General features: G+C 35.1%; 13 protein-coding genes. 8 read left to right on the forward strand and 5 right to left on the reverse strand.

The annotated features are described in order from the left end of the window. Position 1: 1 nt before the first annotated feature. The 5 genes from kdpA to PQ459_13395 form a co-directional block, all read right to left on the reverse strand. Positions 2-1702 carry a potassium-transporting ATPase subunit KdpA gene (kdpA, locus tag PQ459_13375; GenBank protein ID WDF45889.1) on the reverse strand — a complete coding sequence of 567 codons (1701 nt, stop codon included), beginning with the start codon at positions 1700-1702 and terminating at the stop codon, positions 2-4. A gap of 189 nt (positions 1703-1891) precedes the next feature. Beyond that, the gene (locus tag PQ459_13380) at positions 1892-2026 is read right to left on the reverse strand and encodes a hypothetical protein (protein WDF45890.1); all 135 of its coding nucleotides are present in this window, start codon (positions 2024-2026) and stop codon (positions 1892-1894) included. Between the two features lie 9 nt (positions 2027-2035). After that, positions 2036-2395, reverse strand: coding sequence for a hypothetical protein (locus PQ459_13385; protein WDF45891.1), 360 nt, complete (start codon positions 2393-2395; stop codon positions 2036-2038). Between the two features lie 159 nt (positions 2396-2554). Next, positions 2555-3901, reverse strand: coding sequence for a sigma-54 dependent transcriptional regulator (locus tag PQ459_13390; GenBank protein WDF45892.1), 1347 nt, complete (start codon positions 3899-3901; stop codon positions 2555-2557). Positions 3902-4329: 428 nt separating this feature from the next. Next, the gene (locus tag PQ459_13395; protein WDF45893.1) at positions 4330-5652 is read right to left on the reverse strand and encodes an aspartate kinase; all 1323 of its coding nucleotides are present in this window, start codon (positions 5650-5652) and stop codon (positions 4330-4332) included. Between the two features lie 337 nt (positions 5653-5989). Between PQ459_13395 and PQ459_13400 the strand changes: the two genes are divergently transcribed. From PQ459_13400 to tssR, 8 genes are all read left to right on the forward strand, one after another. Continuing rightward, complete coding sequence (locus tag PQ459_13400; GenBank protein ID WDF45894.1) at positions 5990-7321, forward strand: amidohydrolase; 1332 nt, start codon at positions 5990-5992, stop codon at positions 7319-7321. Positions 7322-7421: 100 nt separating this feature from the next. Next, complete coding sequence (locus tag PQ459_13405) at positions 7422-8006, forward strand: ankyrin repeat domain-containing protein (protein ID WDF45895.1); 585 nt, start codon at positions 7422-7424, stop codon at positions 8004-8006. 72 nt (positions 8007-8078) lie between these two features. Next, positions 8079-8933, forward strand: a complete 855-nt coding sequence (locus tag PQ459_13410) for a helix-turn-helix transcriptional regulator (GenBank protein WDF45896.1) — start codon at positions 8079-8081, stop codon at positions 8931-8933. Between the two features lie 2046 nt (positions 8934-10979). Continuing rightward, on the forward strand, positions 10980-11651 hold the full coding sequence (locus tag PQ459_13415) for a response regulator transcription factor (protein WDF45897.1): 672 nt from the start codon (positions 10980-10982) through the stop codon (positions 11649-11651). Positions 11652-11656: 5 nt separating this feature from the next. After that, complete coding sequence (gene tssO, locus PQ459_13420; protein WDF45898.1) at positions 11657-12190, forward strand: type VI secretion system TssO; 534 nt, start codon at positions 11657-11659, stop codon at positions 12188-12190. Positions 12191-12200: 10 nt separating this feature from the next. Continuing rightward, the gene (gene tssO / locus PQ459_13425) at positions 12201-12725 is read left to right on the forward strand and encodes a type VI secretion system TssO (GenBank protein ID WDF45899.1); all 525 of its coding nucleotides are present in this window, start codon (positions 12201-12203) and stop codon (positions 12723-12725) included. Between the two features lie 12 nt (positions 12726-12737). After that, positions 12738-13655 (forward strand): PKD domain-containing protein, encoded by a 918-nt coding sequence (locus tag PQ459_13430; GenBank protein WDF45900.1) that lies wholly within the window; start codon positions 12738-12740, stop codon positions 13653-13655. Positions 13656-13673: 18 nt separating this feature from the next. Then, entirely contained in the window at positions 13674-16049 is a 2376-nt protein-coding gene (gene tssR / locus PQ459_13435) for a type VI secretion system protein TssR (GenBank protein WDF45901.1), read from the forward strand. The last annotated feature ends 69 nt before the right edge of the window (positions 16050-16118 follow it).

Below are 16118 nucleotides of genomic sequence, written 5' to 3' on the forward strand. Positions count from 1 at the left end.
ATTATTTAAGTGAAAAATGTTCTGCGATAGGTCCCAAAGCCAAAGCTGGGAAGAAAGACAGCGCAGCAACAAGTGCGATAACAGCGAAGACCATCAGTCCGAAAGTTGGCGTGTCGGTTTTCAATGTACCAGCACTTTCCGGGATATATTTTTTGGCAGCGAGACTTCCGGCAATGGCCACGGGACCGATGATTGGAAGATATCTTGCCATCAACATAACGATTCCACAGGCGATATTCCAGAAAGGTGTGTTGTCTCCGAGACCTTCGAAACCACTTCCGTTGTTGGCACTTGATGATGTAAATTCGTACAGCATTTCGCTGAAGCCGTGAAAGCCAGGATTATTTAGCCAACTGGCGTAAGCTTCGGGGTTATTCGCATAAGTATAACTTGCAATTGCAGTTCCTGCAAGGATCAAAAGTGGATGCAGAAGTGCGATGATCATTGCGATCTTCATTTCTCTGGCTTCAATCTTCTTACCCAGGAATTCCGGTGTTCTTCCAACCATCAAACCACTGATGAAAACGGCGAGAATGATGAAGATGTAGAAATTGAGGAATCCAACGCCAACACCGCCGTAGAAGCAATTGACCATCATCCCCAGCAATTGGTTCATTCCACTAATTGGCATAAAACTGTCGTGCATCGAATTGATACTTCCTGTGGAAATGACCGTCGTCGCAATGCTCCAATAAGCAGAAGCTGCAGCACCGAAACGGACTTCTTTCCCTTCCATATTTCCCATCGATTGAGAAATTCCCATCTCGGAAATCGCAGGATTGCCATTGACTTCGGAAACGACGGTCGGTATCATTAACATTAAAAATCCGATGGTCATCACGCCAAAAATCGTCCAGGAAAGTTTTCTTCTTTTGATAATAAATCCCATTGCAAATATCATAGCTAAAGGAATCAACATCTGAGTGACAATCTCAACAATGTTTGTAAAGTAATTCGGATTTTCTAGAGGATGTGCGGAATTAGGTCCGAAAAATCCACCACCGTTGGTTCCTAAATGTTTGATCGCCACAAATGCAGCGACTGGACCACGGCTAACTTCCACTTTATCACCTTGTAAATTGATGATCGAATCCTTGCCCTCAAAAGTCATCGGCGTTCCGTTGAATGCTAATAATGAAGCAACAACAATTGCAATTGGAAATAAAATTCTGGTGCAACTTCTCACAAAAAAGAAGTAGAAATTCCCCAATTTATCGGTCGTTCTTTCTTTCATTGCAAAAAATACGACAGCTGCGATCGCTATTCCGCATCCAGCGCTGATGAACTGCCACAGCATCAAGGTTAATTGTCCGAGGTACGACATTCCTGTTTCGCCAGAATAATGCTGAAGATTGGTATTTGTAACAAAACTAACCGCCGTATTGAAAGCCAGATCACCGCTCATCGATGGATTGTTGTCCGGATTCATTGGGAGCCAGCTCATATTGGTGAGGACGAACATCGCGGCTAAAAACCATACAAGATTGATGGTCAATAAGGCAATCAGATGTTGCTTCCAGGTCATTTCTTTTTCTGGGTCGATGCCTGCAATTTTGTAGAATAGTTTGTCTACAGGATTTAAAAGCTTGTCCAGCCAGGTTTTTTCGTTTCCGAAAATTTTTGAGATGTATCGGCCGAGCGGCAGTGCAACACCGACTGCGAGTGCGAACATCAGTATTATGCCTAATATTTCTGTATTCATTTTTTTAATTAATGTTTTTTGGATGTTAAAATTTCTCTGGATTTACCAAAACGTAGCACACGTAGGCGAAGACGCAAATGGCAATAATGAATAGTAAAGTCATATTGTTTCAAAGTATTTAGTGGTTAAGAAAACCTGACTTATAGCCAGATTGCTGATACAATTAATATTGATGTCATTTTTAATTGTTTAAAACGATTGTATAAATGCTGCAAAAATGAAGACGCCTAGAATAACAGCCACATTGATGACCAAGATTTGAAGGTTATGTTTTGCGTTTGAGGATTTCCATTTTTCCCAACTGCCTTTTTTTCTGATTCTCATATCAATTTTTTACAAACCTGATTTATAAACCTGACGTAGATAAGCTTTTTGTAAGCCTAGTGGGATTTTTTCGAAAATGAGATTTTTGTACGCATTCTCACAGTTGAAAGTGATTCTGTCCAGAGAATAGATGAAAATAGATTCGACTGCATTTTTTAGAGTTTGATCGCCTTTTCTGTAGATTTCATTCATCTTGTTAAGACATTGTATCAGAACTTTTTTGTCTTTTTTGAGGATGAGTTTCTGGATCTGCTTTGTGAAAACATTGATGACCATAAAGGAATTTTGGGTCTTGTAGGTTTCTTCGAATTCCTGTGTTGCTTCTGGAGCCACTTTGATGATCTCCTGTATTGCTTCTATGTGATTCATTTTAGTAATTGTTTTGAATCACTAATGCCAATAAATATTCCCACAAGAAAACAAATCTTATAACCCACAAACAATCAATCAGTTAAAATCAAAGTAAAGATTCTAGTCAAAAAAAAAGCCTATCAAAATGATAGGCTTTTTCTCAATATGGTAATGATTTTATAAAATCTTGTATTCTTCAATCTTGCGATAAAGTGTGGCAATGCCAATTTCTAACAGTCGTGCTGCTTCTGCTTTGTTTCCTTTGGTGTAATTTAAAGTTTTCTGGATTTGAATTTTCTCTGCGCTGGCAAGCGAAAACGCCGACAGACTTTTGTTATCGGAAACGTTGGAATTTACATTTTGAAAATCCGACGGAAGTGAAATCAATTCCAATTCCGAATTGTCTGTGAGAATCACACTTCTTTCTATCACATTCCGAAGTTCGCGGATGTTGCCTTTCCAATGATGTTGCTTGAGTGCATTAAGACATTCTTGGCTGATTGAATTAATTTTCTTTCCAGTTTTAATAGAGAATGTTTTCAGAAAGTAGTGCGCCAATTCTTCAATATCAGAAACCCTTTCCCGAAGCGATGGCAGGGAAATATTAAAGATATTAATCCTGTAATAAAGATCTTCGCGGAAGTTTCCAGCTTCGATCTCCTTCTCCAAATCTCGGTTTGTGGCTGCGATAATTCTGACATTGATCTTAGTCACTTTGTTGTCGCCAACTTTCAAAAATTCACCTGACTCCAGAACACGAAGCAGTTTTGCCTGCAGATCAAGCGGCATCTCTCCTATCTCATCCAGGAAAACAGTTCCATTGTTAGCCTCTTCGAAAATTCCTTTGGAATCCTTGATGGCTCCTGTAAAAGCACCAGCTTTGTGCCCAAACAATTCGTTTTCCAGTAATTCTTTGCTGAATGCCGAGCAGTTTATCGCTACAAAATTCTGTTTGCTCCGGTTGCTCGCATTATGGATCGCTTGCGAAAAAACCTCTTTTCCTGTTCCAGTTTCGCCGGTCAATAGAACTGTAGCGTCCGTAACAGCTACTTTTTTCCCGGAATCTATTGCAAATCTTATCGGTTTTGATTTTCCAAAGATTGTATCAAAAGAATACTTTTTGCTCAGTTGTTTTTCCAATTGAAAGACGCGTTTGTTTAATGCAACCTTCTCTATGGCTTTGTAAACCAACGGGATAATTTTGTTGTTATCATCGCCTTTTGTAATGTAATCAAAAGCGCCATTTTTTATGGCCTGCACGCCATCTGGAATGTTTCCGAAAGCCGTGAGTAAGACGACTTCCAGCGATGGATATTTTTCTTTGATGAATTTGGAAAAATCGACTCCACTGCCGTCTGGAAGTTTGACGTCACAGATCACGACATCGATATCAGAAATCTCCAGTCTTTTTTTTCCGTTTTTGAGATCGGAAGCCTGGAAAACTTCAAAGCCTTCCAAACTGATAATCCTGGAAAGTAAGGTTCTGATCTTTTCCTCGTCGTCGATGATTAGAATTTTATTCATTCTACAAAGAATTTTTTGCAAAGATAAATATTAATAAATCCGTGATATGAATAAATCTTTCAGAAATAATTCCTTTTAAATTTGGAGAATTTTTCAAATGAAGTCATCGAAACTTGTTAAAATTATTTTCGACAGTACGCTTAAACCTGATGTCAAAATTGGATAGAATGTCATCTAATTATTTTGAAGGAAAGTTTGAGACGAATTTTCAGTGACATTACGTCACTTAAATTTTATCTAGAGTTAAGGAAATAAAAAAACCCAGCAAAAGCTGGGTAAAAACTAATAACCATGAAAACTCAAATTAAACTTGAGAATCGCTTCAATAGGAAGCAATAAGTAAGCCACAGTATCCTAAAACTATCTTAACAAATGTTATATTATGTTAAATTTGACAGACTTTGTTTCTGATCTGCTTTAGATTTAATTTAAAACAATCGATTATGTAACGATCTAAGAGCTTCTATCTTGTAGGTAGATGGGACTAATAAAGAAATATTGTTTTCACTTCCACCATACGAGATCATCCTTATTGGAATATGTTTGACAGCTTCAGAAACAATTGTTGCATAACCGTGATTTTTTTTATTAAAATCTCCTACAATACAAATGATGCAATGATCAGTGTCTGTATCAACAGTACTAAAAAGTTCCAGTTCTTTCAAAATTTCAGGCAGGTAGGTAACTTGATCTACAGTGAGGGAAACCGCCACTTCGGAAGTCGTAATCATATCTATTGGCGTTTTGAATCTTTCAAAGACTTCAAAAACTTTCCTTAGAAAACCATAGGCCATCAACATTCTGGAAGACTGGATTCGAATCGCGGTAATCCCATCTTTTGCAGCTACTGCCACTATTTTATTGCGGTTGGTCACTTCCGATGATATCAAAGTTCCCAGTGCAGTGGGATTCATTGTATCCAACAATCGGACGGGGACATTATATTTTCTTGCGGGAAAAACACTCTGTGGATGCAGGATTTTGGCACCGAAGTATGACAATTCAGCAGCTTCATCAAAACTCAGATTGGCGATTGGATTTGTATTGAGAACATGTCTTGGATCATTATTATGAAACCCATCGATATCTGTCCAGATTTGTATCTCCTCTACCTGTAATGCAGCGCCTAAAAGTGATGCTGTATAATCGGATCCTCCCCTTTTCAAATTATCTATTTCTCCCCGAGAATTACGACAGATGTATCCTTGCGTGATGAACAATTTTTCATCATCATATTTTTCAAACTCAGCAGAAAAATTTGTTCTTATGTAGTCTATTATTGGTTCATCGTCTTCATCAATCCTCATAAAATCCAACGCAGATAGAAGAACAGAAGAAATACCTTTTTCCTTCAGATGCAAATGAAAAAGTGTTGTGGAAAGAATCTCACCTTGAGCTAAAATCACTCGCTCTTCTGTTGCAGTAAACTGATTTTCATCCCCAAACTGATAAAGAAGATGAAATATCACGCCAATAAAATTCTGCGCTTCTGAAATTCCGGTTTCAGTTTTAAAGAGTTGATTGACAAATTTTTTGTAGTGATCGTAAAGTACATCAATATGTTTTCGGGCTAAATCGTTTTGTTTGTTGAGAAACAGTTCGGAAATCTTCACAAGCTCATTGGTAGTTCCAGAGACAGCGGACAAGACAACCAAGTGCTTATCTGCTGTCTGAGATTCAATAATTGGTAATAACTGCTCGATTCTTTCCGGGCTTCCAACAGATGTCCCTCCAAATTTTAATACTTTCATAGTAGATTTAAATTGTTAATAATTAATTAAAAAAAAAGAGCTTGTCGTGATGACAAGCTCCTGTATATTTTGATTCTAACCAAAGGAAAATGACTCACGACGTTCGACGTAAGTACTGTTTCTTTGCTTTTTTTAGGTTAGATAATATCATTTTTCTTTTTTTGCTGGGCAAATATACAAATTTTGATGAATTGTGGTAAAAAAATATTGAACCATTAGTAAAATCATAATATAGAATGCTACATATTTATAATTTTTTATAATTTGTACACGGGATGTGATAAATCATACATCTGTGGCTTTTTTCTTCTTTCTAATTTTGTATCAAATAATTGATATGAAAATATTAAACCAGATATCACGCAAAGATTTTCTTAGAAATTCTGCTCTAGCAATGGCTGGTCTCACTTTAACTCCCAATATTATGATGGCAACTTCTGTTTTTAACGATGAAACTATTTCAACAAATCCAAAATTGATTTTAAAAAATGTTCGATTGGAAGCTGGTTTTGAATACGAAGAAAATGAAGTGATCGCTACAAAAACAGATTTGTTTCTCATCGAAATTGAAAATGGAAAGATTGTAAAAATATCTCCTAACAATGCCAATGCAAAAGCCATAGATGCAAAAGGATTTCTGATGCTTCCTGCTTTTAAAGATATGCACATCCACTTGGATAAAACTTTCTACGGTGAGAGATGGCAAGCTGTGAGGAAAAGAAAAGGCGGTGTAAAAGGAATGATTGAGCTGGAAGAAAAACTGATGCCCGAACTGCTGAAAACTTCTACTCAGAAAGCCGAAAAAATGATTGAGCTGCTTCATTCCAAAGGCACTTCATTTGCCAGAGGTCACGTGAACATTGAGCCGACTTCTAAATTAGACTCGTTGAAAAATCTTCAGGTGGCTTTAGAAAACAAGAAAAAGACTTTCGATGCAGAGCTGGTCGCTTTTCCACAGCACGGTGTTTTTTATAAAAATTCTGTCCCCTATCTTAAAGAAGCTGCAACAATGGATATTGATTTCATTGGTGGCGTAGATCCATACACGCTGGATGGATCGATTGAGAAGACCATCGATTTCACTGTACAATTGGCATTGGATCATCAAAAAGGAATTGATATTCATTTGCACGAAACTGGAGAATCCGGCTTGATAACCGTAGAATACTTAATTGATAAAGTCAATGAAAATCCTGCTTTGAAGGGGAAGACTTTCCTAAGTCATTGTTTTGTTTTAGGTAAATTGGAGAAAAATCGACAAGAAGAGATCGCAGAAAAATTAGGAAACGCCCAAGTTGGGATTGTCTCCACAATTCCTTTTGGAAATCTCGTAATGCCACTTCCGACATTACAAAAACGAGGCGTCACCGTTTACACGGGCAATGACAGCATTGTAGATCATTGGAATACATTTGGCACCGGAAGCGTTTTGGAAAAAGCCAACCTTTACGCTCAACTTTACGGCCAGTCCACTGAATTTCAGTTGTCGAGATGTTTAAAATTAGCAACCGCAAATCTTCTTCCATTGGATGATCAAGGAAAACAACAATGGCCAAAAGCTGGAGACAATGCCAATTTGGTCTTTCTTGACGCCAGTTGTTCAGCAGAGGCTGTTTCCAGAATATCAGATGTGAAATCATTAATTCATAGCGGTAACATCGTATTTTAAATTAAATCAAAAATCTATGAAAATTATATTTTTTCTACTCGCATTTTGCAGTGCCAGTGCCTGCGAAAAGAGCACAGTTCAAAATTCAAAAATAAATAGAATGCAACAGGAAAACTTGGTGAGTCTGGTAATGAAAAATGACATTTCAAATGTAAAAACAGCTTTAGACAAAGGTGCTGACGTCAATACGAAAGATCAGAATGGCAGATCTCTACTACTTCTCGCGGTGATTGGCAAGCAAACAGAAATGGCGAAACTTCTAGTAAGTCATAAAGCAGATGTGAATCTTCAAGACTCACAAAACGATAGTCCGTTTTTGTATGCGGGAGCCAGCGGACAAACCGAAATGGTAAAACTATTCCTGCAAAACGGAGCCAGATTCGATGTGTTTAACCGCTACAACGGAACTGCTTTGATTCCTGCCTGCGAAAGAGGCCACGTAGAAACCGTGAAGATCTTAGCAAATACAAAAGGCTTCCCAATCAATCACGTCAACAGACTGGGTTGGACAGCTCTTATGGAAGCCGTTGTTTTGGGTGATGGAAGCGCAAAATATCAGGAGATCATCAAGATTTTGAAAACAGCAGGTGCAGATTTGAATATTCCTGACAAAGATGGAGTCACAGCTTTACAACATTCAAGATCGTTAGGATTCAAAGAAATTGTCGCGATACTGGAATCTTAAAAAATTTGAAATTTTATTCGGAATGGTTTTTCTGTTTTAAATTTTACTAATTTTAAGCGAAAATCATTCAGGATGAATCATCAGTCAGATCACTTTCCCATTTTGGGCATTCAGGATTTCAGTGAAAATGAAAATGCCGGAGGTCAGATTTTGTTTAATGAACTTCACGGTGAGCGGTCGATAGATCTTCCACACAAGCACGATTTTTTCATCATCAACCTATTTGAAAAGGGAAATGGCATTCACACTATCGATTTTGAGTCGTTTCAAATTCAAGATCATCAAATTCATTTGGTTTTCCCGGATCAGGTTCATCAATGGCACATCGAAAGAGGAACTGTGGGCTATCAATTGATGATCAGCAGAAGTTGGTTTGAGAATCTGCTTTCGTCACTTAGGTTTTCCGCACTATTTTATCAGAACCAGCCAGTTGTTGACCTTTCTAATCCATTTTTCCAATCTATTTTATATGAATTTCATTGTATTAAAAGAGAAATGGAGGCATCTAATGTCTTTTGGGAAATGGTGCAGAAACGCTGTGAAGTGATTGGACTAATGATCAGCAAAGCTGTCGAGCAAAGTTTCAAAGATTACGAAGCCGTTCATTCCAATCCTGTCATTTCGCGATTTTTAAATTTGATAGATTTGAATTTCAAAGAAGAGCGATCCGTTTCTTTTTACGCCGACAAGCTACATATTTCGGCAAATTATTTAAATATCATTTCGAAAAAAAGTCTGAATACGTCCGCCTCATCATTGATTCAGAATAGAATTTTACTCGAAGCAAAACGTCTGCTCAAAGTTTCGGAAATGTCGGTAAAAGATATTGTTTATAATCTTGGGTTCTACGATCATGCAAGTTTTTCGAAATTTTTCAGATCCAATACTGGAATGACACCTACTCAATTCAAGGAAAAGAATTTTTAAAGACAGAAAATCTTTTTAGATAGCTAGAAAATCTTTTAGTATTATGAATTGATGACAATGTAGGACTGACCAGAGATGTTATTCTATTTCAATTTTTGTGATTATTATAAAGTGTAAAATCTTATAATTATGGATTGTATTTTAATTTAAGTTAGGTATATTGAGTTTTATTACTTTCGATAACTTTACTTTCCGATACAAAACTTAAGATATGCCTGTTTATTATGTTTAGTAATAAATTAGGGGACAAGTGAAGGACAAATGATCTCAAATCCATAATAACAGCCTCAAAGCTAATCAAATTTGACTGAACAAAAAAGAAATTTTTTTTTTCTTTTCTGTTCATTTCTAGGATCTTATTAGGCTGATATTTTTGTAAATATCTATTGAAAATATTTATAAAAAATTAAGCATATATTCTTAAAATCTCCGTACTGGATGTACTAATTTACCGTCCAATACAAGTAAAGCATAAAAGACTAATTTTTACCTATGAAACGAGAGCGAAAAATCTACGATTTTGCTTTTAAGACCAAAGCCCGTTCAATTGAGCATTGAGCGAACTAAGATATCAGAACTCGCACGTGAACTGGGAACGCAGTCACATTACTTTATAAATGGCGCAAAGAATACAAAGAATTTGGGCAAGGCAACTTCCCGGGAATGGAAATTTCAAACTAACACCGGAACAATAAAAGATTCATGAACGTGAAAAAAGGTGAAAGATTCTGATTTAGAGCGGCATATATTAAAAAAAGCAATCTGTATCTTCTCCAAAAGCTGTCGATGAAATATAAATTCCTACAAAATAATGAATTTATATTCCCGATTGAAAAGATATGTAATGTTTTAAAAGTAATTTCCAGCGGCTATATTAAATGGCAGAGCAGACCAAGTAGCAAAAAATTGCAGTTGAAAGAAAAAATAAAACAGCAGATAACTTCAATTTATTTCTTATCCAAACAATACTGTGCAAGCCCCACAATTTACTTTTGAATTGAATTGTTGAGGCTATAAAATCTCCAGAATAACTGTTGCTAAATATGTGAAAAAACTGGGTTTGCGTACATGTCAGATGCAAATTTAAAGTGAAAAGATTTAAAAATAAATATATGATGCGATAACAATAATTTCCATATAAATCTTTTACTCCCTTGTTTTAAATAGTACTTTTTTCAGCAATAAATTCTACGTCAATTTTAAATCTTCAATATCGATAATAATAATAGAAAACTTTATCCGAAAAATATAGGCACTATGAAAGGTCCAAGCTGATCAACTCTTGATACAAATTATTCAATAATTATATTTCAAATAGGAAAATCGCTAAATTATCTATCGTTTTGTTTTGCTATAATGCATTTAATAACATTCATTGCTTCGTTATATTAGTATCTACAGCATTTTAGCAAGGTTTTGAGGGCCCTGAATATGAGCTGGATAATTTTTCACAATCTTGAGGTATCTATTCGACAACTTGTTGTGATTTCTATTAGGTTGACAAAATTCAAAATACGGTATATCTAATCTTTGTTCTTAAATTTTATTTTGTTAATTATTTTCTCTAATTTTTAGTGATGGAGCTTCGCAATATCCATACAAACTAAATTTTCACTTTTTACAATAGTAATCTTCAATTAATTTTTGAAAAAATTGATTAAACATTACTATTACTGTTAAACAGTAGATCTAGAGCAGTTTGAACTAAATATTAAATTATCAAAAATAGCATATTACAATTGCCTACTGCATAACATAATTGCATTACTAGCTATTTATTGGCAACATATTTGCTTTTAAGCTTTTCGATATCATTACGCCATAATATTAACAGATTTAGAATTTTATTTAAACTTTATTAAAATTAATTTAATGTTTATATCGAATACACTGTTTTACTGTTTTACCAACTCCTATTGCTTTTCTGCAAAAAGGAAAATCCCTCCAAACGAATAATATTTCTGATACAACTTTTTCTTAAATCATTGATTTAAATATTTTGATCTTTTAGTACTCACTTAAAAACTAAAACCTGGAATATTCGGTATGTATAATAACTCTACTAAAGCAACACGATTCTCAATCGCAGAAAACGATTTTTATTTCAAGCAATTTCTCGTTAAAATGCTCTTGGAAAATCCTTTATTTTCAATCGTTAACGATTGCAATAATGGAAACGAACTTATCAACAGGCTTTACAGAAAACAGGAAGATGTATTCATCATCAACTTGTTTATGCCAATTCTAAGTGGAATCGAAGCTATAAAATACATCCGTCAGCATAACAAAGAAGTTCCAATCCTTACTTATTCTACAACATATCAAGATGATATGGCTGCCACAATCAGCGAAATCCCCAACACATATTACTGCCAGAAGAACAGCATCATCATCAAAGATATTCTTCGCAATTGTATTCTCAACAAAAATTCTGATTATGAAGAATATAAGAAGGAATGGGCTTCACAAGAACAAGCTGTGAAAAGTTATATGGATCGTCAGAAAAAACAGCAAGATGAATTAAATGTAACAGAAATTCACATTATCAAACTTTGTTATGAAGGATTTAGCAACAAGGAAATCGGCGATAGAATTAGCTTAAGCACTAGAACCATTGATACGTACATTAATAGACTAACGGAAAAATTAGGTTTGAAAAGCAAATTAGATCTTGCCAGATTTTGTGTGGAAAACGGATATTATAATTCAAGCATCTAGAAATTATGGCTACACAAGGACAAAAAAGATTGAATTCTAATGATGTTAGAAACGGAATCATAAAATTTATCTCTTCATTTGTTGTGTTGATTGCAATCAGTTTAACAACGGTTTTTATGTTTTTCAAAAGTTCTAAGATTCAGCAAGAACAAATTCAAAAAGAACTTAATGAATACAAGAATATTCTAAGCAGAAATGAACTATTGAAAATCAAAATGGACACCATCTACTATAAAATGGCTTTGCTAAACACAGATCGGGTTCAAAATGATATTTTCTTGAGAAATTCAATATTAGAAGATCTTCAAGACACTCGAAACATTATGGGCGCAGACAGCAGCAGATCTTTCAAACAATATTCGACATTGACAAAAAACATTGGAAAGATGACCATTTTTAAAAATGAACTTATCAACGTAACTGCAAAAGAGAGAAATGCTTTGAGAAGCTTAAATGAATGCATCGGAAAGGTTGGAAAAATGACAACTCAAATGAAAAGTAATGAGCCAGGCGGTAAAATAGCCAGGCGATTAAAATAAACTAAAAACTATGCAAGCCAAAATTATACTTTCCAACAAAGAAAAAAGATATTATTTTTTATATCTATTGGGACTACTCTTTTTCGCAGTCTTGCTTCTTTCTGTGATTATTTTGTACCGCTATGAGTCGCCATTCAATAATTCTGATATTTTGGCAATCCAGACTTTGGAAGAGAAAGTCAAGTTTGATAATCGTCAAAAAATTGCGCAACCTGTTGTCGACAGTACTTTTAATAAAATCGAAAAAGTTTCGGCTGAGAATCAAAATCCGCTGTTGGAAAACGAAATCAGATATAGCATCAATGATATTGCCAATATTTTTGAAACCGTCAATATCACAGATCCTAGAAAAGAGTCTTACAAACAGATTGCCCAATTCTATAAGATGTATGTTGAAGACAAGAATATCGCTGGCAAAAAAAATGAGAATATAAAAATTTTCACCAAACAGTTTGAAGACTGCTCCATTGGTTTCAAGGAACGTAAAAATCAAAAATTGCAAAGAGATAACGCATTACTTATGAAAAATAACTAACAACTTTTAATTATGAATTACATCCAAAAAAACAGGAAGAATATTATTATCGTAGTAATAAGTCTTTTGCTTTTAGCGGCCATCATTATTTTGTGGTTACAGAGGAAAGTCATCCACAGCTCAGACGATATTGTTGCAGCCGTTTATCCAACTTCTCTCAATGTAGGCGACACATTGACTTTTGAAGATAAAACCACTTTTGGAAAATCCAGAAAATGGGATTTTGGTGATGGATTTAATTCTGATAAAAACAAAGGTTCTCATTTTTTCAAGAAACCGGGTTATTATCAAGTTTCTGTAATTATTGATAATAAATATACCAAGTCGTTTCCAGTTCTAGTATCAGGCGGTATTTCAAGACCAATTGATACTATAAAAGCTGCCACCAGAATCGATGCACCCACGCAAGCGATGCAATTGGAAAATGTATTTTTCCGCGCAGATTCTCCTGATGCGAAGATTTACACTTGGAAATTTGGAGAAACAGGAAACATAGATGCTAAGGAGAAAATGGCAACCTATGCTTTCAAAAATCCAGGAAATTATATCGTGACGTTATATACTGATATCGATAATGATCCTATACAACATATGATAAAAATCCTTCCTGCCTATGAGGAACTGGATGATGAAGTGATAACTGCGCCAACTGTGACGGATATTTACAGCAAAATCAATGACGATTTCAAATATCATCTTCAGCAAATCGCAAACGGAAGCAATTTCAATAGTCATTACAATTATCTTCTCAATACATATCTGTGCAACAAAGATAATATTGGACTGACTGTGAATGACAAGAACAACTCATTTTACAACTATTGTATGGGTTTGCAATTCGATAAAAATAATTCTATACAGGAAGTGAAAACAACTTTGGACACCAATCAAAATTGCGTTGTCAAAGTAGAAGTAAAACAAAGTAAGTAATAACCAAAAAATTAAATTATGAAAAAAAACTTCCTAAGTGCTGCCTATCTTTTTGGATCTTTATCTATTTTGATTGGATGTCAAGTCAGGATTCCTTCTCAGGAAACGCCTGATTCTGATTTTTATGGTTATGTAGATCAAGTGAGAGTTAATGACGGATTTCCTAAAAATGCCGAACCTTGGTTAGTAATTTCTGACCGCGCCAACAACTCTGTTTTTATGGATAAAGGTGACGAAAAATCCCCAAAAGAAATCAAATTCTTGGAACCATTACTGGTGGTAAAAGAGAAATCATCCAAAAATCTGATCAAAGTTGCGGAATATAATCCTGATGCTTTGATGAAAAAAATTCCTTCAAGATCTGTTAAAACTTACGGCTGGATTCCGAAAGATCAGTTGTTGCTTTGGACCAATTCTTTGAAACGTAGTGATAATGGTTTTAATGTAAAAGCGGTGATTTCTCCCAACAATTCTGATGTTTTGAAAAACGGCTCGAAATACATGAAAGGCGATTCTGCATTGCTTTTTTCTTCGCCCGATTTAACAAAACCAATCAACAAAAAAATCGCAGTTGGTCAATTGGTTTACGTTTACAAACAAGCAGAATCTAACAAACGATTCCTGATTGGAAAATCTCCCAATCTTAAAATTGACAGTATTCCCAAGGACGTTTATGGTTGGATCAGTTCCAATATGATTGCAAATTGGGGAGACAGAACTGCTTTGAAAGTTTCATCAGATTTCAATTATTCCGATGAAAATAATTTAGCGATCTATAAACAAAACCAAGATGGATCTTCGACGGAAACGACCTTCTCTCTTTCTGACGGAATCAACAGAACTCCAGTCGAAAATCTGGTATCGGTGACGCCTTCGATGGTTGATAATTCTAACAAAGCGAGATTTTTCACTAATGCTTTAGATTACAGCAAAAACTTTGTTTATAATGTTTTAGGACAACCAGTTTATTATTATAGATTCAAAGAAATCACGAACAGAAGTAAAAATCTGAACATTGTTTTCACAGTTGATATCAGCAGAGACAATATTCAGAATTCAGCTTTGGCTAAATCTGTTTTTCAGGATATTCAGTTGAAATTAGAGCAGCTGAAATATTTCAAAAGCATCAAATACGGGGCAGTTCTTTATAAAAACAATACTTGCGGAGAAGATGTTTTATCATCCACTTTGAGCAATAATTTTGAAGAAATCAATTCATTCATTGACTTGCAAGCTTCCAATCAAAATTGTAGTGATGGCGGAGCACAACCGTTACTTGAGGCACTATCTGCCACAGGAGAATTACTAAGGAATAATTCCGACGAAAATAATATCGTCATAGTTGTTGGTTCTACTGCGTCAAGTTATGGCGGTGTGAGCGAAGCAATGAGAAACTTAACAAAAGCACGAGCCAAAATGCTGTTTTTCCAATCCGCTTCGGGATCTTCTGATTTCTACAATAACTTTGTTTTATTTTCAGAAAACGTTTTGACAGGAACTGCGAGAAATATTGCAGAACTAGATAAAGCCAGAATCGTTGATCAAAAGATGATTATGGATAAGAATAATTACAGTCTCGTGATGGGCGAAGGTGGTGTTTATTCTTTAGACTACCCGAAAGCGAGTATGGCTCAGGGTTTTGTGGTCTATCCGAGAAAAGGAGAAATCAACTCTAGCAATTTGCTTGTGAAGTCTTTAGACAGTCTTTTCGCTCAGGTCATTGATTATAATAAAACAGTTAATACTTCTTTAACCAATTATTTCAAATCTGCAGTTGGAAGTTCAAAAACGATCGTGAAAGCAGATTTCAAAAATCAATTTTCTGATGCGCCAACACCAATTCCTACAGAAACTACAACACAATTAATCACTTATAATAATCCATTTATCACAAAAGGAAGTTTCCCAGATCAATTCAAAGATAATTATCCAGCCGTTGAAAAAGGAATTCTATTATCTGAGACCGAATATGATAAACTTAGAGCTTTTTATCAAGAAATCTATCAGGAAACAAAGAGTTTTACGTCCAATTTCAGTCAAGGGTCGGCAATCAATTGTTATTTGAAAACGCTTAACAAATATTATTCCGGCGACACGAAATTTGATAAATCAAAATTGAAAGATCAATCGATGGCGTATTCTGTGGCAGTAAGTACAGGTTTTGACAACGCAGGCGAGGAAACACTATCAAAATTCAAACTGAGTGGATGGAAACAATCAAAAGTGGTTTCCAACGAGATTGTAAGAAACTATTTCAAACAATATAAAACATTGGCAGACAGATTGCTAAATAATAAAAATAACCCGAAGATCATCATAGATCAGAATGGTGAAAAGTTTTATTGGCTCAACAGATTCTTTATGCCAACCATTGAACCCGTAGAATCTCTGTAATGTTTTCATTTAATAAGATTCTAAAATATTTTAGTAAAAAATCAGAAAATCAATCACAAAAAATAAATG

The sequence above is a fragment of the Chryseobacterium sp. KACC 21268 genome, from assembly GCA_028736075.1.
GTDB lineage: Bacteria > Bacteroidota > Bacteroidia > Flavobacteriales > Weeksellaceae > Epilithonimonas.